Below are 20,044 nucleotides of genomic sequence, written 5' to 3'. Positions count from 1 at the left end.
GGTTGCGGATCGTACGGCTGGCGAATTTCGTCTCCGGTCGGTCCGGCGGGCTGCGTACCGCGCTGCGCCACCTCGGCGAGGGCTACCGGGACGCCGGGCACGAGCCGGTGCTGGTGATTCCCGGCGACCGGGCGGGCGTGACCCGGCACCCCTGGGGACCGATGATCACCCTGCCCGGGCCGGCGCTGCCCGGCAGCGGCGGTTACCGGGTGCTGACCGACCGGGCGGCGGTGCGGCGGCTGCTCACCCGGCTGGCGCCGGACCGCCTGGAGGTGTCCGACCGGAGCACCCTGCGCTGGACCGGCACCTGGGCGCGGGCCCACGGGGTGCCGTCGGTGCTGGTGTCCCACGAGTGCCTGACCGGCCTGCTCGGCCAGTGGGGGATGACCGGGTCGGCCGCCCGGCGCGTCGCGGACCGGCTCAACCGACGGACCGTCGCGGCGTACGACCGGGTCGTGTGCACCACCCGGTGGGCGGCGGAGGAGTTCGCGCGGATCGACGCGCCCACCGTCGACCTGGTGCCGCTCGGTGTGGACCTCACCACGTTCCGCCCGGAGCGGGCCGACCGGGCCCTGCGCGAGCGGTACGCCGACGACACCGAGGTGCTGCTGGTGCACTGCGCCCGGCTCTCCACCGAGAAGCGGCCGGGGCTGGCGATCGACGCGCTCGCCGCGCTGCGCCGGGCCGGTGTGCCCGCGGTGCTGGTGATGGCCGGCGACGGACCGCTGCGCGGCACGCTGGCCCGGCGGGCGGCCCGGCTGCCGGTGCACTTCACCGGGTTCCTGCCCGACCGGTCGGCCGTCGCCGCGCTGCTCGCCACCGCCGACGTGGTGCTGGCGCCGGGCCCGGTGGAGACGTTCGGCCTGGCCGGTCTGGAGGCGCTGGCCTCCGGCACACCGGTGGTGGTGAACGCCGCCAGCGCGCTGCCCGAGGTGGTCGGCGGGGCCGGCGTCGCCGCGTACGGCACGCCCGCCGCGCTGGCCGACGCGGTGCTCCGGCTGCTCGACCGGCCGGCGGCCGCCCGGCGGGCCGCCGCCCGCGCCCGGGCTGAGGAGTTCGGCTGGCCCGCCGCGGTCGCCGGTTTCCTGCGGGCGCACGGCGCGGACGTGCCCGTGCCGTCCCCGGCCGCGGCGTCGGGCACCACCGCTGAGGGCACCCCGGGGCGGTTGGATCATCCGACCGCATAGGGTGCAGGCATGGCGCGACCTGACGGGCGGCTGCCCGACCAACTCCGACCGGTGACCCTGACCCGCGGCTGGAGCACCCATCCGGAGGGCTCCGTGCTCGTCGAGTTCGGCGGCACGCGGGTGCTCTGCACCGCCAGCGTCACCGAGGGGGTGCCCCGCTGGCGCAAGGGTTCCGGGCTGGGCTGGGTGACCGCCGAGTACGCGATGCTGCCCCGGGCCACCAACACCCGCTCGGACCGGGAGAGCGTCAAGGGGCGCGTCGGTGGTCGTACCCACGAGATCTCCCGGCTGATCGGCCGGAGCCTGCGGGCGTCGATCGACCTCAAGGCGCTGGGCGAGAACTCGATCGTGCTCGACTGCGACGTGCTCCAGGCCGACGGCGGCACCCGGACGGCGGCGATCACCGGCGCGTACGTGGCGCTGCACGACGCGGTGACCTGGCTGGCCGGGCGCAAGGCGCTGGCCGGCAGGCCGGAGAAGGTGATGCACCGGTCGGTGGCGGCGGTCAGCGTCGGCATCATCGCCGGCGAGCCCCGGCTCGACCTCAACTACCTCGAGGATGTGGCCGCCGAGGTGGACATGAACGTGGTCTGCACCGGCGAGGGCGAGTTCGTCGAGGTGCAGGGGACCGGCGAGGACGGCGTCTTCTCCCGGGAGCAGCTCGACGCGCTGCTCGACCTGGGACTGTTGGGCTGCGTGGAACTGGTCGAGGCGCAGCGGAAGGCACTGGCATCGTGAGCGCGAGGAGTGAGCTCGCGAGCCCCGCAGTCGCGAACGAAGGTGACTCAGCATGAACAAGGTCCTGCTCGCCACCCGCAACCGCAAGAAGCTGATCGAGCTCCAGCGGATCCTCGACGGCGCGCTCGGCGCGCACCGGATCGCCCTGATCGGCTTGGACGACGTCGAGGAGTACCCGGAGCTGCCGGAGACCGGCCTGACCTTCGGCGAGAACGCGCTGATCAAGGCCCGGGAGGGCTGCCGGCGGACGGGCCTGCCCACCGTCGCCGACGACTCCGGCCTGGCGGTCGACGCCCTCAACGGCATGCCGGGGGTGTTCAGCGCCCGCTGGGCCGGCCGGCACGGCGACGACCGGGCCAACCTCCAGTTGGTGCTGGACCAGGTCGCCGACGTGCCCGACGAGCACCTCGCCGCCTCCTTCGTCTGCGCCGTCGCCCTGGTGCTGCCGGGCGGCAAGGAGCACCTGGTCGACGGCCGCCAGGCCGGCCGGTTGCTGCGCGCCCCGCGCGGCGACGGCGGTTTCGGGTACGACCCGATCTTCCTCGGCGACGGCCAGGACCGGACCAACGCCGAGCTGACGCCGGAGGAGAAGGACGCGGTCAGCCACCGCGGCAAGGCCCTGCGCGAGCTGGCCAAGCTGGTCGCCAAGGTGCTGCCGCCGCCCGTCGGCTGACCGCCGGCCCGCCGCGGCGTCGGCGTGCCACCCCACCCCGGGCCCGCCGTGGCGTCGGCGTGCCACCCCGGGCCCGCCGTGGCGGCGGGCGCCCGGTGGTGTGCTAGGTCGTCACCTTCGCCAGCAGGGCGGCCAGCGCCGGGTTCTGGTGGTCGGCCCGCCACACGCAGTGCAGTTTCACCGTGCCCTCCTCGATGTCCCCGACGTCGAGGAACGCGAGGTTCTCCAGGCGCAGCGCCGACGCCGACCGGGGTACCAGGGCCACGCCGAGATCGGCGTTGACCACGGACAGCAGGGTGTGCACCTGGCTGATGTGCTGGACGTACCGAGGGGCGACCCCCGCCTGGTGGAAGGCCGCGACCACCAGTTCGTAGAAGTACCACGCCTCCGACGGTGAGTAGGTCACCACGTCGTGCTCGGCGATGTCGGCCAGTTCCGGCGGCCGGCCGAGGCGGGTGAGGGGGTGGTTGCGGGGCGCCGCCAGCACCAGCGACTCGGTGTGCAGCAGGCGGGATGCCAGCAGGTCGGACCGGGGCACCTCGCGGACCAGCCCCACCTCGATCTCGTCGGCCAGGATCGCGTCGAGTTGCGCCCGGGTGACCATCTCGGTGAGCACCAGGTCGACCCCGGGCAGGTGCTCGGCCGCCGCGGCGATCCAGCGCCCCAGCACCGTCAGGGCGGACACCGCGGTGAAGCCGATCCGGATGGATCCGGCCGTCCCGTCGGCCACCCGTCGCGCGTTCAGTGGGGCGGCCGCGGCGAGCGTCAGCAGCCGCCGGGCCTCGTCGAGGAACACCCGTCCGGCGGGGGTGAGCGCGACGCCGGTGGAGGTGCGCTCGAACAGCACCAGGCCGATGCCGCGCTCCAGGCGCTGTATCTGGCGGCTGAGCGGGGGCTGCGTCATCCGCAGCCGCAGTGCCGCCCGGCCGACGTGGCCCTCCTCGGCGACGGCAACGAAACCCCGCAGTTGATCAAGCGTGAACACGGCAGCTCCAGGGGTGATGCCGGAAAGGTATCAGGCTATGCCCAACTCGTGTTGGACCGGTATAAGCGGAGGTGGTTAACCTCGCGCTCACCTACTCGAAACAGGAGTTGAGCGTAATGACGCGTTACACCCCCGAAGAGCTTCAGCGCGCGCTGGGGAGCGGGTTGCTGTCCTTCCCGGTCACCCACTTCACCGACGAGCTGCGGTTCGACGAGGCGGCGTACCGCGCCAACCTGGCCTGGCTCTCCTCGTACCCGACGGCGGGCCTGTTCGCCGCCGGCGGCACCGGCGAGTTCTTCTCCCTGACCCCCGAAGAGGTCGGCCGGGTGGTCCGCGCGGCGGTCGAGGGCAGCAGCGGAGCGATGCCGATCCTCGGCCCGGCGGGTTACGGCACGGCCCAGGCCGTCGAGATGGCCCGCGACGCCGAGCGGGCGGGCGCCGACGGGATCCTGCTGTTCCCGCCGTACCTGACCGAGGCGAGCCAGGACGGCCTCGCCGCCCACGTCCGGGCGGTCTGCGCGGCCACCTCGCTGGGCGTGATCGTCTACCACCGCGCCAACGGCGCGTTCGAGGTGCCGACCGTGGCGACGCTCGTCCGCGACTGCCCGAACCTGATCGGATTCAAGGACGGGGTCGGCGACATCGAGCTGATGACCCGCCTGTACGCGACGGTGGGCGACCGGCTGCTCTACATCGGCGGCCTGCCCACCGCGGAGACGTTCGCCCTGCCCTACCTCGAACTCGGGGTCACCACCTACTCCTCGGCGATCTTCAACTTCGCTCCGGAGTTCGCCCTGGACTTCTACACCGCCGTGCGGGCACAGGACCGCTCCGGCGTCTACACCCGGCTCAACGAGTTCGTGCTGCCTTACCTGGAGATCAGGAACCGTAGGTCCGGCTACGCGGTGTCGATCGTCAAGGCCGGCATGCGGGCCGTCGGCCGCCCGGCGGGCCCGGTCCGGCCGCCGCTCACCGACCTCACCGCTGACGAGCTGAGCACGCTCACCACCCTCATCGAGAAGGTGAGCTGACCCGTGACCACCACCGATGCCGTCCCCACCCCGGTCGACACCGCCCTGACCGGTGCCATGCTGATCGGCGGCAGCGCCGTGCACGGCGGCGCGGGCGAGGTACGCGCGGTGGACCCGCGCACCGGGAGCCAGCTCGAACCGTCGTACGGGCTCGGCGGCGCCGCCGAGGTGGACCGCGCCGCGGAACTCGCCTGGGCCGCGTTCGACGGCTACCGCCACACCGACCTGGAGACCCGGGCCGCCTTCCTGGAGACCATCGCCGCCAACATCGAATCCCTCGGCGACGCCCTGATCGACCGGGTGCAGGCGGAAACCGGCATCCCGGCGGCGCGTGTGCTGGGCGAACGCGCCCGCACCTGCAACCAGCTGCGCCTGTTCGCCTCGGTCGTCCGCGACGGCAGCTGGCTCGGCGTACGGATCGACCCGGCCCAGCCCGACCGCACCCCGCTGCCGCGGCCGGACATCCGCCAGCGCCGCATCCCGCTGGGCCCGGTGGCGGTCTTCGGGGCGAGCAACTTCCCGCTGGCGTTCTCGGTGGCCGGCGGCGACACCGCCTCGGCGTTGGCCGCCGGTGCCCCGGTCGTGGTCAAGGCGCACGACGCCCACCCCGGCACCTCCGAGCTGGTCGGACGGGCGATCCAGGCCGCGGTGCGCCAGCACGGCCTGCCCGAGGGCACCTTCTCGCTGCTGTTCGGCGACGGTCCCGGACTCGGCGCCGCGCTGGTCCGCCATCCCCGGATCAAGGCGGTGGGTTTCACCGGATCCCGCGCCGCCGGGTCGGCGCTCGTCGCGGCGGCCGCCGCGCGTCCCGAGCCGATCCCCGTCTACGCCGAGATGTCCAGCGTCAACCCGGTGATCGTGCTGCCCGGCGCCCTGGCCGAGAAGGGCGCCGAACTGGGTACCGCGCTGATCGCTTCGGTCACCACCGGCGTCGGCCAGCTGTGCACCAGTCCGGGGCTGGTCCTCCTGCCCGACGGTGACGGCCTCGACGAGTTCCTCACGGCGGCCGCCGACGCCGTCCGCACCTCCCCGGCGGCGCCCATGCTCACCGCGGGCATCTGCGCCGCCTTCACCGCGGGCGTGGACCGGCTCGCCGCGACCGAGGGCGTCACCGCCGTGGCCCGGGGCGCCGGGGACGCCGCGATCGCCTCGGCCGGCCGTGCCGGGATCTTCGTCACCGACGCCGCCACCTTCCTGGCCGACCCGGCACTGCACGAGGAGATCTTCGGTGCGGTGACGGTGGTGGTCCGGCTCACCGGCAGCGAGCAGCTGCGGGAGGTCGTCGAGCGGCTCGACGGTCAGCTGACCGCCTCCGTCCACGCCGCCCCCGGCGACCACGACGAGGCGCGGCGGCTGCTGCCCCTGCTCGAGCTCAAGGCCGGTCGGGTGCTGTTCAACGGCTGGCCGACCGGGGTCGAGGTGGGCCACGCCGTGGTGCACGGCGGCCCCTTCCCGGCCACCTCCGACTCCCGCACCACCTCGGTCGGCACCCTGGCGATCGACCGGTTCCTCCGGCCGGTCAGCTACCAGAACGTCCCCGCCGAGCTGCTGCCGGCCGACCTCGCCGACGACAACCCGCTGGACCTGTGGCGGCGCGTCGACGGACGACCGGGACGGCGGTGACCCGTGGCCCCCGCCGGACGAGCGACCACCAGGAGGTGCGAGCCATGACAACCAGCACCCTGCCATCGGGCAGCGGCTCACCGGTCGTGACCGAGATGCGGGTCGTGCCGGTCGCCGGTCACGACTCCATGCTGCTGAACCTCAGCGGCGCACACGGGCCGTTCTTCACCCGCAACATTGTGATCCTTACCGACACGACGGGCCGTCTCGGCGTCGGCGAGGTGCCCGGCGGCCCGGCCATCACGCAGACCCTGCGGGACGCCCGCGACCTCGTGGTCGGCCGCCCGATCGCACACCACCACGCCGTCCTGGACGCCGTCCGGCACCGCTTCGCCGACCGCGACGCCACCGGGCGCGGCGCGCAGACGTTCGATCTGCGTACCACCGTCCACGTGGTCACCGCGCTGGAGGCGGCGCTGCTGGACCTGCTCGGGCAGTACCTGGAGGTCCCGGTGGCCGCCCTGCTCGGCGACGGCCGGCAGCGCACCAGCGTGCCGACCCTGGGCTACCTGTTCTTCATCGGTGACCGCAACCGCACCGACCTGGCGTACCGGGACGAGCCGGAGGCTGCCGACGACTGGCTGCGGCTGCGGCACGAGGAGGCGCTGACCCCGGAGGCCGTCGTCGCCCTGGCGGAGGCGGCCCGGGCCCGCTACGGCTTCCGAGACTTCAAGCTCAAGGGCGGCGTCCTGCCCGGCCCGGTGGAGGTCGAGGCGGTCACGGCGCTGGCCGCCCGGTTCCCGGACGCCCGGATCACCCTCGACCCGAACGGCGGCTGGCTGCTGGACGAGGCCGTCCAGCTGTGCCGGGGCCTCCGCGACGTGCTCGCCTACGCCGAGGACCCGTGCGGCGCCGAGGGCGTCTTCTCGGCCCGCGAGGTGATGGCGGAGTTCCGGCGCGCCACCGGCCTGCGCACCGCCACCAACATGATCGCCACCGACTGGCGCGAACTGGGCCACGCGGTACGCGCCAACGCGGTCGACATTCCCCTGGCCGACCCCCACTTCTGGACCATGAACGGGTCGGTGCGGGTCGCCCAGCTCTGCGAGGCGTGGGGACTGACCTGGGGTTCCCACTCCAACAACCACTTCGACGTGTCGTTGGCCATGTTCACCCACGTCGCCGCCGCGGCGCCCGGGGACATCACCGCCATCGACACGCACTGGATCTGGCAGGACGGCCAGCGACTCACGAAGAACCCGCTGACCATCGCCGACGGCGCCATCGAGGTCCCCACCGCGCCGGGCCTCGGCGTCGAACTCGACCTCGACCGGGTCGAGGCGGCACACGAGCTGTACCTCAAGCACGGCCTCGGCGCCCGAGACGACGCGGCGGCCATGCAGTACCTCATCCCCGGCTGGACCTTCCACCCCAAGCGTCCGTGCCTCGCCCGGGGCTGACCCCCACCACCCCCTGAGAAGCTCACCGAGGAGCTGTCATGAAATCCCCCGCCCCGTCCCGCACCACCTCCCGCCGCCGGATCCTGGCCGGCCTCGCCGCGCTGGCCGTCCTTCCGGTCGCCGCCTGCAACGGAGTGCAGGGCGGCAAGGACGCCGCCGGCAGTGACTACCCGAGCCGCGCGGTGCAGTTCACCGTGCCCTTCTCGCCCGGTGGCAGCGGCGACCTGATCAGCCGGGCCGTCGCGAAGGCCGCCGAGAAGCCCCTCGGGCAGTCGGTCGTCGTCACCAACAAGCCCGGCGCCAACGGCGCGGTCGGCGGCAAGGAGGTGCTGGCCTCCACGCCGGACGGCTATAACATCGCGCTGCTGGTGAAGTCGCTGTTCGCGATCACCCCGCTGGCGGTGAAGGACCCGACCGCCATCCAGCCCGACAAGATGAAGATCATCACGACCCTGACGCAGGAGGACTACGTCCTCGTCGTGAACGCGGCCTCGCCGTACAAGACGCTGGATGACCTGCTCAAGGCGCCGTCCGTCAGGTACGCCACCACCGGGGTGGGCACCGGCGCCCAACTGTCCCAGGCGCTGCTGTTCAAGGCCGCCAACGTCAAGGCCACCGACGTGCCGTTCGACGGCGGCGCGCCGGCCACCACCGCGCTGCTCGGCAAGCAGGTGGAGGCGCTGTCCGGCTCCCTCGCCGAGACCATGCCGCAGATCAAGGCCGGCAAGCTCCGCCCGCTGGCCATCTTCTCCGAGAAGCGGAGCGCCTTCCTGCCCGACGTCCCGACCGCCCAGGAGAAGGGCTTCGACGTCGTGGTCGACCAGCGCCGGTTCATCGTCGCCCCGCCCGGCCTGCCGGACGCGGTCGCCACGAAGCTGACCGACGCCTTCGCGGAGGCCCGTAAGGACGCGGCGTACGACACGTTCCTCACGGACAACTACATGGAGCGCTGGGAGGTCTCCGACCAGGAGGCGCGCCAGCACCTGACCGACGCGGCGAAGGAATACGCGGACCTCACCAGCAAGTTCGGGCTCACCTTCGGATCCGGGAAATAGCGGTGAGTGGGACCGGAGCGCACGTGGCGGCCAACGGCGTACCGGCGCAGGCCAACGGCGTACCGCCGGAGGCCGATGGCGTACCGCCGGAGGTCGAGCGGCCCGCGACGGAGCCGCCCGGGGAGGAGCTTCCCCCGGGTGGCCCGGTCCTCGCCACCGTGGCGGGGGTCGTACCGGTCCTGACCGGGCTGGTCGCCTTCTGGCTCGCCCGTGGCCTGGGGCTCGGCACGCTGACCGACCCCGGGCCGGGCCTGTGGCCGACGATCGTCGCGGTGCTCCTCGTGGTCAGCGGAGCCGCGATCGTCGCCCGCGCCCGGCGGACGACGGACACCGAGGCCTTCACCCGGGGAACCGGTGTCGTCCTCGTCGGCGCGGCCAGCCTCGCCCTCTACGCGTTCCTGTTCGAACTCGTCGGCTTCGAGATCCCCACCGTGCTCGTGCTGGTGCTCTGGCTGAGGTTCTTCGGACGCGAGAGCTGGCGCACCACCGCCCTGGTGTCGCTGCTGACGACGGCCGCCCTGTACGCGCTGTTCATCACCGCGCTCGGGGTGCCGTTGCCCCACCTGATCGTCATCTGACCCACTCCGGCCGAGAGGAGATCCACCATGGACCTGACCCCAGTGCTGTCCGGGTTCGCGGTGGTGTTCGAACCGCAGAACCTGCTGTACTGCCTGCTCGGCGTGACGCTGGGCATGCTGGTGGGGGTGCTGCCCGGGCTGGGCCCGGCGGCCACCATCGCCATCCTGCTGCCGATCACGTACGGCATCGAACCCGCCGCGGCGGTCATCCTCCTCGCCGGCATCTTCTACGGCGCCCAGTACGGCGGGACGATCACCTCGGTCCTGCTCCGGCTGCCCGGCGAGGCCTCGACCGTGGTGTCGGCGCTCGACGGGTACCAGATGGCTCGGAAGGGCAGGGCCGGCTCGGCGCTGGGGATCGCCGCCATCGGCTCGTTCATCGGCGGTACCGCGTCGATCATCCTGCTGACCCTCATCGCACCCCTGGTCGCCGACTTCGCGCTGCAGTTCGGGCCGGCCGAGTACACGCTCCTGGCGCTCATCGGCATCTTCATGGTCGCCACCCTCAGCAGCGGCTCCCTGGTCAAGAGCGTGGCGGCGGCCGGCGTCGGGCTCCTGCTCGCCACGGTGGGCCTGGACCCGATGGTGGGCACGCCCCGCTTCACCTTCGGCAGCGACCAGCTCGCCGACGGCATCGACTTCGTCATCGTCGCCATGGGGCTGTTCGGGGTGGGGGAGATCCTCTACAACCTGGAACACCGGCTCCGGCCCCAACCCGCCGTGCTGTCGTTCGGGCGGGCCATCCCGACCCGGCTGGAGTGGCTGCAGTCCCGGCTGGCCGTCCTGCGGGGATCGGTCGTCGGTTTCGTCCTCGGGGTGCTCCCCGGCGGTGGCGCCACCATGTCCTCGCTCGTCGCCTACGCCGTCGAGAAGCGGGCGGCGAAGGACCCGTCCCGCTTCGGCAAGGGGGCGATCGAAGGGGTCGCCGGGCCGGAGAGCGCCAACAACGCGGCGGCGACCTCGTCGTTCATCCCGCTGCTCACCCTCGGCGTCCCGGCGAACGCGACGATGGCCGTGCTCTTCGGCGCGCTGCTGCTGCAGGGCATCCCGCCGGGACCGCAGCTCATCGTCGACCACCCCGACGTGTTCTGGGGAGTCGTCAACTCCATGTACGTCGGGAACATCTTCCTGCTGCTGCTGAGCATCCCACTGATCGGCGTGTTCGTCCGGCTGCTGCGGGTCCGGGCCGCGATCCTGGCACCGCTCACCGTCCTGATCACCATGGTCGGGGTGTACAGCATCCGCAACAACGTGTTCGACATGTTCCTCGTCGTCGCGCTCGGCCTGTTGGGCTACGGGATGAAGAAGCTCGGCTTCGAGCCCGGCCCGTTCGTGCTGGCGTTCGTGCTCGGCGAACTGCTCGAGTCGTCGTTCCGACGGTCCATGCGCCTCTTCGAGGGCGACTTCACCGGCTTCGTCCAGCGCCCCGTCTCGGCCTCTCTCGTCGCCCTGCTGGTGCTCACCGTGGTCGTCGTGCCGGCACTGCGGGCGATCCGCGGCCGGCAGGCGGCGCAGGTCGAGCACGACGTGGCGACTCCGTCCCCCGACGGCGGCCTCGCCGTCGCGTCCACCCGATCCGAGGAGTGATGGTGACCCTTCCCGCCAAGGCTGCCGCCCCGGCCCCCACCTCGTCCGGCGACCGCATCGCCTGGGTCGGGCTCCGCCTGGTGTACCTGCCGCTGCGGACGCCGATCAGCGACGCGAAGGTGCTGACCGGCCGGCAGAAGCCGCTGACCGAGGTGGCCTTCCTGTTCGCCGAGATCGTCACCACCGACGGCCACCACGGCCTGGGCTTCAGCTACTCGAAGCGGGCCGGCGGCCGAGGACTGTTCGCGCACGCCGCCGAGGTGGCGCCGGAGCTCGTCGGTGAGGACCCCAACGACATCGCCCGGCTGTGGAAGAAGCTGGTCTGGGCGGGCGCCTCGGTCGGCCGCAGCGGCCTGGCCACCCAGGCGATCGCCGCGCTCGACATTGCCCTGTGGGACCTCAAGGCCAAGCGGGCCGGCCTGCCCCTGGCCAAGCTGCTCGGTGCCCACCGCGACTCGGTGCCCTGCTACAACACCTCCGGCGGATTCCTCTCCAGCCCGCTGGAAAAGGTCCTGGAGAACGCCCGGGCGCTGGTGGCCGGCGGCATCGGCGGGATCAAGATCAAGGTGGGCCAGCCGGACACCACCGCCGACCTGAAGCGGGTGACCGCGGTCCGGGAGCTGCTCGGCGACCGGTTCCCCCTGATGATCGACGCCAACCAGCAGTGGGACCGGCCCACCGCGCAGCGGTTCGGCCGGGCGATGGAACCGCTCAACCTGGTGTGGATCGAGGAGCCGCTGGACGCGTACGACGTCGAGGGGCACGCCCGGCTGGCCGCCTCCCTGGACACCCCGATCGCCACCGGGGAGATGCTGACCAGCCCCGCCGAGCACTGGCGGCTGATCGAGGCCGACGCGGTGGACTTCATCCAGCCGGACGCGCCCCGGGTGGGCGGCATCACCCAGTTCCTGCGGATCACCACGCTGGCCGACCACAAGGGCCTGTCGATGGCGCCGCACTTCGCCATGGAGATCCACCTGCACCTGTCCGCCGCGTACCCCGGTGAGACGTGGGTGGAGCACTTCGACTGGCTGGAGCCGCTCTTCAACGAGCGGCTCGAACTCCGGGACGGCCGGATGGTCGTGCCCGACCGGCCCGGACTCGGGGTGACGCTCAGCGAACAGGTCGACGCCTGGACGGTGGCCCGGACGGAGACCGGCCCACGGCCCTGACCGGTCGGGCGCCGGCGGTGGAGGGAAGCCCACGTGCAGGATGTGCTCAACGGATTCGCCGTCATCGTGGCCGTGATCGCCGTCGGCTACCTCCTGGGCCGGGGCGGTGTGCTGGGTCCCGAGGCGGGGGCTGTCCTGTCCCGGGTGGCGTTCCTCGTGGCGACCCCGGCGCTGCTCTTCGGGACCGTGGCCCGGGCCGACCTCCACGCGGTCATCTCGGCCGTCCTCGTCGTCACGGTGGTGAGCGCCACCACCGTGGCGGCACTGTTCGTGGCGGTCGCCACGGTGCGGTGGCGCCGACCCGTCGCCGAGACGACGATCGGCGCCCTGGCCTCGTCGTACGTCAACGCCGCGAACATCGGCATTCCGATCGCGGTCTACGTCCTCGGCGACGCCTCCTACGTCGCGCCCGTGCTGATGTTCCAGCTCGTCGTGATGGCGCCGCTCGCGTTCGTCGTCCTCGAGTCCACGACGGGTCCGCGGCGGCGGTCACCGGTCGCGGCGGTCACCCAGCCGCTCACCAACCCGGTCACCATCGCCTGTGTCCTGGGCCTGGTGGTCGGTCTCACCGGCTGGGTGCCGCCGGAGCCGGTCATGCGGCCCGTCGAACTCGTCGCGGCGATGGCGGTCCCCGCCACGCTGCTCGCCTACGGCCATTCCCTGTACGGCGCGCCGACCCCCGGGTCCGGGGACACCGGACCGGAGGTACGGCTCGCGGTGCTGTTGAAGGCGGTGGCCCAACCGGTGGTCGCCTACCTCGTCGCCCGCTTCGCGCTGAGCCTGCCGCACGGCATCGTCCTGGCCTGCACGGTCACCGCCGCGCTGCCGACCGCGCAGAACGTCTTCGTCTACGCGGCCCACTACGGCCGGGGCACGGTCCTGGCGCGGGACTCGGTGCTGCTCTCGACCGTGGCGGCGCTGCCCGTGCTGGTCGGCGTGGCGGTGCTGGCGAGCTGAGCCGACGGTCGGACCAGCCGCGAGCCGGCTACGGCCCGCGGCGGCTCAGCCGAGCGGGCCGACCTCCCGCTCGATGGCGGCCCGCAGCTCCGGCCCGGCCAGCACCGTCCGGGCGGCCTCCATCACCGGGGCGAGGAAGACGTCCGGCCCGGGCTCGCCGGCGATCGGGCCCAGCGCCTCGACCGCGGCCCGCCCGGCCGGGGACGGGGTGAGCGGGGCGCGGAGCTGGAGTGCGCGTACGGCGGCCAGCAGCTCCACGGCGAGCAGGCTGGTCAGGTTGTCCAGCACCGTGCGCAGCTTCTTGGCCGCCGCCCAGCCCATCGAGACGTGGTCCTCCTGCATCCCGCTGGTGGGCAGCGAGTCCACCGAGGCGGGGGCGGCGAGCCGACGGTTCTCCGCGACGATCCCGGCGGCCGTGTACTGGGCGATCATCAGGCCGGAGTTGACCCCGGCGTCGGGGGAGAGGAACGCCGGCAGCTCCCGGTTGCGGGCCACGTCGAGCAGCCGGTCGACCCGGCGCTCGGCGATGGCGCCCACCTCCGCGGCGGCGATGGCCAGGTAGTCGGCGGCGAAACCGAGCGGCGCGCCGTGGAAGTTGCCGGTGGACTCGACCCGCCCGTCGGGCAGCACCACCGGGTTGTCGACCACCGACAGCAGTTCCCGCTCGGCCACCGTCACGACGAAGTCCAGCGTGTCCCGCGCGGCGCCGGCCACCTGCGGGGCGCAGCGCATCGAGTACGCGTCCTGCACCGCGTGCGCCAGGTCGTCGCGGTGCGAGTCCATCACCCGGGAGTCCTGCAGCAGCCGGTGGATGTTCGCCGCCGACGCGGCCTGGCCGGGGTGCGGCCGGATGGCGTGCAGCTCGGGCAGGAACGGCCGCTCCGAGCCGAGCATCGCCTCGATGGCCAGCGCGGCGGTCACGTCGGCCATGGTGAACAGGTGCCGGGCGTCGTGGATCGCCAGCAGCAGCATGCCCAGCATGCCGTCGGTGCCGTTGATCAGCGCCAGCCCCTCCTTGGCGGCCAGCGCGATCGGCTCCAGCCCCACCCGGCGCAGCGCCTCGGCGGCGTCCAGCCGCTCGCCGGCCGGGCCGAGCACCCAGCCCTCGCCGAGCAGCACCAGCGCGCAGTGGGCCAGCGGCGCCAGGTCGCCGGAGGCGCCGAGCGAGCCGTGTTCCGGCACCCACGGCGTGATCTCGTGGTTGAGCAGGTCCACCAGGGCCTCGGCGACCAGCGGGCGGACCCCGGAGTGGCCGAGCGCCAGCGAGCGGACCCGCAGCAGCATCATCGCCCGGACCACCTCGCGGGGCATGGGCGCGCCGACCCCGGCGGCGTGCGAGCGGATCAGCGCGTGTTGCAGCTCGGCCCGCCGCTCGGGCGCGACGAAGGTGTTCGCCAGCGCGCCGAAGCCGGTGGAGACGCCGTAGACGGGTCGGCCGGCGGCCTCGATCCCGTCCACGATGGACCGGCTGGCGGTCATCGCGTCCACGGTGGCCGGGTCGAGGACGACCTTGGCGGTGCCGCGGGCCACGGCGAGCACGTCGGCGGGGGTGATCCCGGTGGGCTGGATGCATACGGTCGTCATTGCGGCACTCCGTTGTGCAGAACGTGGCGGATCAGTGGCACCCCCGGCCGGTAGGCCAGGTGCAGGTGGGACGGGGCGTCCAGGACCACGAGGTCGGCCCGGGCGCCCGGGGTGAGCACCCCGACGTCGTCGCGGCGCAGCGCCCGCGCGCCGCCGGCGGTCGCCGCCCAGACGGCCTCCGCCGGGGTCATCCGCATCTCGCGTACGGCGAGCGCGACGCAGAACGGCATCGACGAGGTGTACGACGAGCCGGGGTTGCAGTCGGTGGCGAGCGCGACGGTCACGCCCGCGTCGAGCAGCCGGCGGGCGTCCGGGTACGGCGAGCGGGTGGAGAACTCCGCCCCCGGCAGCAGGGTGGCGACGGTCGGCGAGCCGGCCAGCGCGTCGACGTCGGCGGCGGTCAGGTGGGTGCAGTGGTCGACGCTGGCCGCGCCCAGCTCCACCCCGAGCCGCACCCCCGGCCCGGGGCCGAGCTGGTTGGCGTGCACCCGCACGCCCAGCCCGGCCGCCTGCCCGCAGGTGAGGATCGCCCGGGTGTGGTCGGCGTCGAAGGCGCCCCGCTCGCAGAAGACGTCCACCCAGCGCGCGTACGGGGTGGCGGCGGCGAGCATCGGCCCGCAGACCAGCCCCACGTAGTCGTCGGGGCGGCCGGCGTACTCGGCGGGGACGACGTGCGCGCCGAGAAAGGTGGTCTCCTCGCTGACCTCGGCGGCGATCCGCAGCGAGCGGGCCTCGTCGGCGACGGTGAGGCCGTACCCGCTCTTGATCTCCATGGTGGTGGTGCCCTGCCGTGTCGCCTCCCCGCGCAGCCGGCGCACGGTGGCCCGCAGCTCCTCGTCGGAGGCGGCCCGGGTCGCGCCGACCGTGGTGCGGATGCCGCCGCCGGTGTACGGCTGCCCGGCCATCCGGGCCGCGAACTCGGCGGCCCGGTCACCGGCGAAGACCAGGTGGGCGTGGCTGTCCACGAAGCCGGGCAGCACCGCGGCGCCGCCGGCGTCGAGCCGCCGGTCGGCCGCCGGGGCGTCCCGGGACGGGCCGATCCAGGCCACCCGGCCCTCCTCGACCAGCAGCGCAACGTTGCGGCGGATGCCGAGCGGGCCGTCCTCGCCCACGCCGGCGGAGTTGGTGACCAGCTCCCCGATGTCGTCGACCAGCAGGCTGCTCACGCCGCGCCTCCCGTCCCGGGCCGTTCCGGCTCACTCCTCGCGCGCACCGGTCACCTCCTTGACGGCGGCGTGCAGTTCGTGCGGCACGTCCACGGTCAGGTGCCGGCCGTCGCGCACCACCTGCCGCCCGTCGACCACCACCGCGCTGACGTCCGCGGCGGTCGCGGCGAAGAACGCGCCCACCGGCGGCACCCCGGCCGTACGGGCGGTGTCGAGCCGTACGGTGACCAGGTCGGCGCGGTCGCCGACGGCGAGCCGGCCGGCGTCGGCCCAGCCCAGCGCGGCGTGCCCGCCGGTGGTCGCGGCGGCCAGCAGGTCGACGGCGGTGAAGTGCCCCCGCCGCCGGGTGCGCAGCCGCTCGTCCAGTTCGACCGCGCGCGCCTCCTCGAAGAGGTCGACCACGGCGTGGCTGTCACTGCCCAGGCTGAGCGGGCTGCCGGCCTCGGCCATCCGCCGGGCCGGACCGATCCCGTCGGCCAGGTCCCGCTCGGTGGTGGGGCAGAGGCAGACCCCGGTGCGGCTCTCCCCGAGCAGCGCCACGTCCGCGCCGGTCGGGTGGGTGGCGTGCACGGCGGTGACGTCCGGGCCGAGCACCCCGTGGTCGGCGAGCAGCCGGGTCGGGGTGCGGCCGTGCACCGCCCGGCAGGCGTCGTTCTCGGCGGGCTGCTCCGACAGGTGCACGTGCAGCGGCGCGCCCCGCTGGTCGGCCCAGCCGGCGACGGTGGCGAGCTGTTCCGCCGGCACCGCGCGGACCGAGTGGATCGCCGCGCCCACCCGGGCGTGACCGCCCTCCGGGATGAACGCGGTGACCCGGTCCGCCCAGCGCAGCGCGTCGCCGTCGCCGAAGCGCCGCTGCGGCCCGACCAGCGGGGCGCCGTCCACCGTGGCGGTCAGGTAGCAGGTGTCCAGCAGGGTGATCCGGATGCCGGCCTGCGCGGCGGCCTCCACCAGCGCCGCCGACATCGCGTTCGGGTCGTCGTACGGGGTGCCGCCGGGGCCGTGGTGCAGGTAGTGGAACTCGCCGACGCAGGTGATCCCGGTCAGCGCCATCTCCGCGTACGCGGCCCGGGCCAGGGCCAGGTACGAGTCCGGGTCGAGCCGCTGCGCGACCGCGTACATCCGGTCCCGCCAGGTCCAGAAGTCGCCCCGCCCGCTGTGGGTGCGCCCGCGCAGCGCCCGGTGGAAGGCGTGCGAGTGGGCGTTGGCCAGGCCGGGCAGGGTCAGCCCGGGCAGCCGGACGGCGTCACCCAGCACCTCGACCCCGGCGGTGGGACCGTCGGCGGTCAGCGGGGCGACGGCGGTGATCCGCCCGTCGACCGCCTCGATCAGCACGTCCGGGGTGGGTTCGGCGTGGTCGGGCAGCCAGGCGTACTCGGCCAGCCAGCGGGTCATCGGCATGCCAGCTCCTCCAGTACCCGGGCCAGGGCCGCCACCCCGGCGGCGCAGTCGGCGTCGCCGGCCGACTCGGCGGGGGAGTGCGACACCCCGGTCGGGTTGCGCACGAAGAGCATCGCGGTGGGCAGGTGCGCGGCCAGCACCCCGGCGTCGTGCCCCGCCCCGGTGGGCAGCACCGGCGCGTCGAGCAGCCGGGCCAGCCGGTCGGCCAGCCCGCCGTCGAAGGCGACCAGCGGGGTCGCCGACTCCTCCGTCAGCGTCAGCTCCGTGCCGTCCCGCTTCGCCCGCTCGGCGGCCTTGGCGTGCACCGCCCCGACCAGCCCGTGCAGGGTGTCCGGCTCGGCCGCCCGGGCGTCCAGCCAGCCGGTCACCCGCGACGGGATCGCGTTGGTGGCGTTCGGCTCCACCGACACCCGGCCCACGGTGGCGTGCGCGTCGCGCAGCCGGGCCTCCTTGTTCGCGGCGAGGACCGTGAAGGCGTACGTCAGCATCGGGTCGCGGCGGTCGGCCATCCGGGTCGTACCCGCGTGGTTGCCCTCGCCGTGGAAGTCGAAGCGCCAGCGGCCGTGCGGCCAGATCGCGCTGGCGACGGCGACCGGGGCGTCCCGCTCGACCAGCGCGCGGCCCTGCTCGACGTGCAGCTCCACGAAGGCCGCGAAGCGGCCGAGCAGGCCCGCGTCGGCGCCCGCCGGGCGGTCACCGAGCGCCTCGGCGAAGCTCACCCCGGCCGCATCGCGCAGCCCGGCCGCGCGGTCCACCGCGATCTCCCCGGTGAGCAGCCGCGACCCCAGGCACGGTACGCCGAACCGGGCCCCCTCCTCCTCCACGAACGCGGCCACCGCGATCGGCCGGTCCGGCACGACATGCGCCGCCCGCAGCTCGTCCACGGCGAGGAACGCGCTGACGATGCCGAGCGGCCCGTCGTACGCCCCGCCGTGCGGCACCGAGTCGAAGTGGCTGCCGGTCAGCACCGCCCCGCCGCCCGCCGGGTCACCCCACCAGGCGAAGAGGTTGCCGTTGCCGTCGGCGGTGACCGGCATGCCCCGGCGGTCGGCCTGCTCGCGGAACCACTCCCGTAGCCACAGCTCCGGCTCGGTCAGCGCGTAGCGCAGGTAGCCGCCGCTGCCGGCGTCCCGCCCGACCGGCGCGATCTCGTCCCACAGCGCCCGGAACCGGCCGGCCAGGTCGGTCACGCGGCACCTCCGTTGTTCGCGGCTGCGGGGCTCCGCTGCGCTGCACTCCTCGCGCTCACGGCACCCTCCGCCATCGGCACCCGCACCCCGGTCCGCTCCGCGACCTCGCGGGCGGCCTCGTAGCCGGCGTCCACGTGCCGGATCACGCCCATCGCCGGGTCGTTGGTGAGCACCCGCTCGATCTTCTGCCCGGCCAGCGCCGTGCCGTCGGCGACGCAGACCTGCCCGGCGTGGATGGACCGCCCGATGCCCACCCCGCCGCCGTGGTGGATGGACACCCAGGACGCCCCGCTGGCGGTGTTGACCAGCGCGTTGAGCAGTGGCCAGTCGGCGATCGCGTCGGAGCCGTCGGCCATCGCCTCGGTCTCCCGGTAGGGACTCGCCACGCTGCCGCAGTCCAGGTGGTCCCGGCCGATCACCACCGGCGCGGACAGCTCACCGGAGGCGACCATCTCGTTGAACCGCACGCCCGCCTTGTCCCGCTCGCCGTACCCGAGCCAGCAGATCCGCGCCGGCAGGCCCTGGAAGGCGACCCGCTCGCCGGCCATCCGCATCCACCGGGCCAGGGACTCGTTCTCCGGGAACAGCTCCAGGATGGCCCGGTCGGTGGCGGCGATGTCGGCCGGGTCGCCGGAGAGCGCCGCCCACCGGAACGGGCCCCTGCCCTCGCAGAACAGCGGCCGGATGTACGCCGGCACGAAACCGGGGAAGTCGAACGCCCGCTCGTAGCCGGCGAGCTGGGCCTCACCCCGGATCGAGTTGCCGTAGTCGAAGACCTCCGCCCCCGCGTCGAGGAAGCCGACCATCGCCTCGACGTGCTTCGCCATCGACGCCCGCGCCCGGTCGGTGAACTCGGCCGGCTTCGCCGCCGCGTAGTCCCGGGCGTCGGCCAGCTCCACCCCCACCGGCAGGTACGACAGCGGATCGTGCGCGCTGGTCTGGTCGGTCACCACGTCGATCTCGACGCCCCGCGTCAGCAGCTCGGGGAAGACGACCGCCGCGTTGCCGACCACCCCGACGCTGAGCGCCCGGCGGTCCCGCTTCGCGGCCAGCACCCGCTCGACCGCGTCGTCGAGGGAGTCGGCGACCTCGTCGAGGTAGCGGTCGTGCCTCCGCCGCTCCAGCCGGCTGCGGTCCACGTCGACGATCAGGCAGGCACCGCCGTTCATGGTGACCGCGAGGGGCTGCGCCCCACCCATCCCGCCGCAGCCGGCGGTCAGCGTCAGCGTCCCGGCCAGCGTGCCGTCGAACCTCTTGGCCGCGACGGCGGCGAACGTCTCGTACGTGCCCTGGAGGATGCCCTGGGTGCCGATGTAGATCCACGAGCCTGCGGTCATCTGCCCGTACATGGTCAGGCCGAGCTGTTCGAGGCGGCGGAACTCCGGCCAGGTGGCCCAGTCACCGACCAGGTTCGAGTTGGCCAGCAGCACCCGGGGCGCCCACTCGTGGGTGCGCATGACCCCCACCGGGCGGCCGGACTGCACCAGCATCGTCTCGTCGTCGCGCAGCTCGGTCAGCGTGCGCACCAACGCGTGGTACGACGGCCAGTCCCGGGCGGCCTTCCCGGTGCCGCCGTAGACGACCAGGTCGTCCGGGCGCTCGGCCACCTCCGGGTCGAGGTTGTTCATCAGCATCCGCAGGGCGGCCTCCTGCGGCCACCCCTGGGCGGTGCGTGTGGTGCCGCGGGCGGCGCGGACGGGCTGGTGCATCTCGGAACTCC

General features: G+C 73.9%; 17 protein-coding genes. 11 read left to right on the top strand and 6 right to left on the bottom strand.

Translation table 11 applies throughout. The features are described from left to right. The first annotated feature begins 2 nt into the window (after nucleotides 1-2). From AB0I41_RS09765 to rdgB, 3 genes are read left to right on the top strand one after another with little or no spacing between them, the layout of a single operon-like run. Nucleotides 3-1,187, top strand: a complete 1,185-nt coding sequence (locus tag AB0I41_RS09765) for a glycosyltransferase (RefSeq protein WP_357104174.1) — start codon at nucleotides 3-5, stop codon at nucleotides 1,185-1,187. 9 nt (nucleotides 1,188-1,196) lie between these two features. Further along, nucleotides 1,197-1,925, top strand: coding sequence for a ribonuclease PH (gene rph / locus AB0I41_RS09760; RefSeq protein WP_357104171.1), 729 nt, complete (start codon nucleotides 1,197-1,199; stop codon nucleotides 1,923-1,925). A gap of 52 nt (nucleotides 1,926-1,977) precedes the next feature. Then, nucleotides 1,978-2,598: an RdgB/HAM1 family non-canonical purine NTP pyrophosphatase gene (rdgB, locus tag AB0I41_RS09755; protein WP_357104169.1), complete on the top strand. Its 621-nt coding sequence runs from the start codon at nucleotides 1,978-1,980 to the stop codon at nucleotides 2,596-2,598. Between the two features lie 103 nt (nucleotides 2,599-2,701). On the opposite strand, the gene AB0I41_RS09750 is transcribed toward rdgB, so the two are convergent. Continuing rightward, nucleotides 2,702-3,583 (bottom strand): LysR family transcriptional regulator, encoded by an 882-nt coding sequence (locus AB0I41_RS09750; protein WP_357104167.1) that lies wholly within the window; start codon nucleotides 3,581-3,583, stop codon nucleotides 2,702-2,704. Between the two features lie 116 nt (nucleotides 3,584-3,699). On the opposite strand from AB0I41_RS09750, the gene kdgD reads away from it, so the two are divergent. Genes kdgD through AB0I41_RS09710 form a run of 8 tightly spaced genes read left to right on the top strand, consistent with a single transcriptional unit; the run spans nucleotide 3,700 to nucleotide 12,986 of the window. Continuing rightward, nucleotides 3,700-4,614, top strand: coding sequence for a 5-dehydro-4-deoxyglucarate dehydratase (kdgD, locus tag AB0I41_RS09745; protein WP_357104165.1), 915 nt, complete (start codon nucleotides 3,700-3,702; stop codon nucleotides 4,612-4,614). Between the two features lie 3 nt (nucleotides 4,615-4,617). Further along, nucleotides 4,618-6,237, top strand: a complete 1,620-nt coding sequence (locus AB0I41_RS09740) for an aldehyde dehydrogenase (NADP(+)) (protein ID WP_357104163.1) — start codon at nucleotides 4,618-4,620, stop codon at nucleotides 6,235-6,237. Nucleotides 6,238-6,281: 44 nt separating this feature from the next. Beyond that, nucleotides 6,282-7,637, top strand: a complete 1,356-nt coding sequence (gudD, locus tag AB0I41_RS09735; protein ID WP_357104160.1) for a glucarate dehydratase — start codon at nucleotides 6,282-6,284, stop codon at nucleotides 7,635-7,637. Between the two features lie 38 nt (nucleotides 7,638-7,675). Next, nucleotides 7,676-8,692 (top strand): tripartite tricarboxylate transporter substrate binding protein, encoded by a 1,017-nt coding sequence (locus AB0I41_RS09730; protein ID WP_357104158.1) that lies wholly within the window; start codon nucleotides 7,676-7,678, stop codon nucleotides 8,690-8,692. A 2-nt stretch (nucleotides 8,693-8,694) separates the two neighbouring features. Next, nucleotides 8,695-9,270: a tripartite tricarboxylate transporter TctB family protein gene (locus AB0I41_RS09725; protein WP_357104156.1), complete on the top strand. Its 576-nt coding sequence runs from the start codon at nucleotides 8,695-8,697 to the stop codon at nucleotides 9,268-9,270. A gap of 27 nt (nucleotides 9,271-9,297) precedes the next feature. After that, the gene (locus AB0I41_RS09720; RefSeq protein WP_357104154.1) at nucleotides 9,298-10,857 is read left to right on the top strand and encodes a tripartite tricarboxylate transporter permease; all 1,560 of its coding nucleotides are present in this window, start codon (nucleotides 9,298-9,300) and stop codon (nucleotides 10,855-10,857) included. A gap of 2 nt (nucleotides 10,858-10,859) precedes the next feature. Beyond that, nucleotides 10,860-12,029, top strand: coding sequence for a mandelate racemase/muconate lactonizing enzyme family protein (locus tag AB0I41_RS09715; protein ID WP_357104151.1), 1,170 nt, complete (start codon nucleotides 10,860-10,862; stop codon nucleotides 12,027-12,029). A 33-nt stretch (nucleotides 12,030-12,062) separates the two neighbouring features. Beyond that, complete coding sequence (locus tag AB0I41_RS09710) at nucleotides 12,063-12,986, top strand: AEC family transporter (RefSeq protein WP_357104149.1); 924 nt, start codon at nucleotides 12,063-12,065, stop codon at nucleotides 12,984-12,986. Nucleotides 12,987-13,031: 45 nt separating this feature from the next. Here the strand turns inward: AB0I41_RS09710 and hutH are convergent, their stop codons facing one another. Genes hutH through hutU form a run of 5 tightly spaced genes read right to left on the bottom strand, consistent with a single transcriptional unit; the run spans nucleotide 13,032 to nucleotide 20,033 of the window. Further along, the gene (hutH, locus tag AB0I41_RS09705; protein ID WP_357104146.1) at nucleotides 13,032-14,570 is read right to left on the bottom strand and encodes a histidine ammonia-lyase; all 1,539 of its coding nucleotides are present in this window, start codon (nucleotides 14,568-14,570) and stop codon (nucleotides 13,032-13,034) included. Then, the gene (gene hutI / locus AB0I41_RS09700) at nucleotides 14,567-15,736 is read right to left on the bottom strand and encodes an imidazolonepropionase (protein WP_357104143.1); all 1,170 of its coding nucleotides are present in this window, start codon (nucleotides 15,734-15,736) and stop codon (nucleotides 14,567-14,569) included. Before hutI ends, hutH begins: the two co-directional genes overlap by 4 nt. A 30-nt stretch (nucleotides 15,737-15,766) precedes the next feature. Next, nucleotides 15,767-17,128, bottom strand: a complete 1,362-nt coding sequence (locus tag AB0I41_RS09695; RefSeq protein WP_357104296.1) for a formimidoylglutamate deiminase — start codon at nucleotides 17,126-17,128, stop codon at nucleotides 15,767-15,769. Beyond that, on the bottom strand, nucleotides 17,125-18,324 hold the full coding sequence (locus tag AB0I41_RS09690; protein ID WP_357104141.1) for an allantoate amidohydrolase: 1,200 nt from the start codon (nucleotides 18,322-18,324) through the stop codon (nucleotides 17,125-17,127). The genes AB0I41_RS09695 and AB0I41_RS09690 overlap by 4 nt, the downstream gene beginning before the upstream one ends. After that, a complete protein-coding gene (gene hutU, locus AB0I41_RS09685) occupies nucleotides 18,321-20,033 on the bottom strand; it encodes a urocanate hydratase (RefSeq protein WP_357104139.1) in 1,713 nt (570 codons plus the stop codon). The genes AB0I41_RS09690 and hutU overlap by 4 nt, the downstream gene beginning before the upstream one ends. Between the last annotated feature and the right edge of the window lie 11 nt (nucleotides 20,034-20,044).

It is taken from the genome of Micromonospora sp. NPDC050200 (genome assembly GCF_040656135.1).
Classification (GTDB): domain Bacteria; phylum Actinomycetota; class Actinomycetes; order Mycobacteriales; family Micromonosporaceae; genus Micromonospora.
Note: the sequence above shows the minus strand (reverse complement) of the source record. Positions and strands in the feature narration are given on the sequence as shown.

What these genes read in the sequence shown, in the direction of transcription:
- gudD (WP_357104160.1), top strand. Translation starts at nt 6,282, where the DNA reads ATGACAACCAGCACCCTGCCATCGGGCAGCGGCTCACCGGTCGTGACC.
- AB0I41_RS09695 (WP_357104296.1), bottom strand. Translation starts at nt 17,128, where the DNA reads ATGACCCGCTGGCTGGCCGAGTACGCCTGGCTGCCCGACCACGCCGAA.
- AB0I41_RS09730 (WP_357104158.1), top strand. Translation starts at nt 7,676, where the DNA reads ATGAAATCCCCCGCCCCGTCCCGCACCACCTCCCGCCGCCGGATCCTG.
- kdgD (WP_357104165.1), top strand. Translation starts at nt 3,700, where the DNA reads ATGACGCGTTACACCCCCGAAGAGCTTCAGCGCGCGCTGGGGAGCGGG.
- rdgB (WP_357104169.1), top strand. Translation starts at nt 1,978, where the DNA reads ATGAACAAGGTCCTGCTCGCCACCCGCAACCGCAAGAAGCTGATCGAG.
- rph (WP_357104171.1), top strand. Translation starts at nt 1,197, where the DNA reads ATGGCGCGACCTGACGGGCGGCTGCCCGACCAACTCCGACCGGTGACC.
- AB0I41_RS09720 (WP_357104154.1), top strand. Translation starts at nt 9,298, where the DNA reads ATGGACCTGACCCCAGTGCTGTCCGGGTTCGCGGTGGTGTTCGAACCG.
- hutU (WP_357104139.1), bottom strand. Translation starts at nt 20,033, where the DNA reads ATGCACCAGCCCGTCCGCGCCGCCCGCGGCACCACACGCACCGCCCAG.
- hutH (WP_357104146.1), bottom strand. Translation starts at nt 14,570, where the DNA reads ATGACGACCGTATGCATCCAGCCCACCGGGATCACCCCCGCCGACGTG.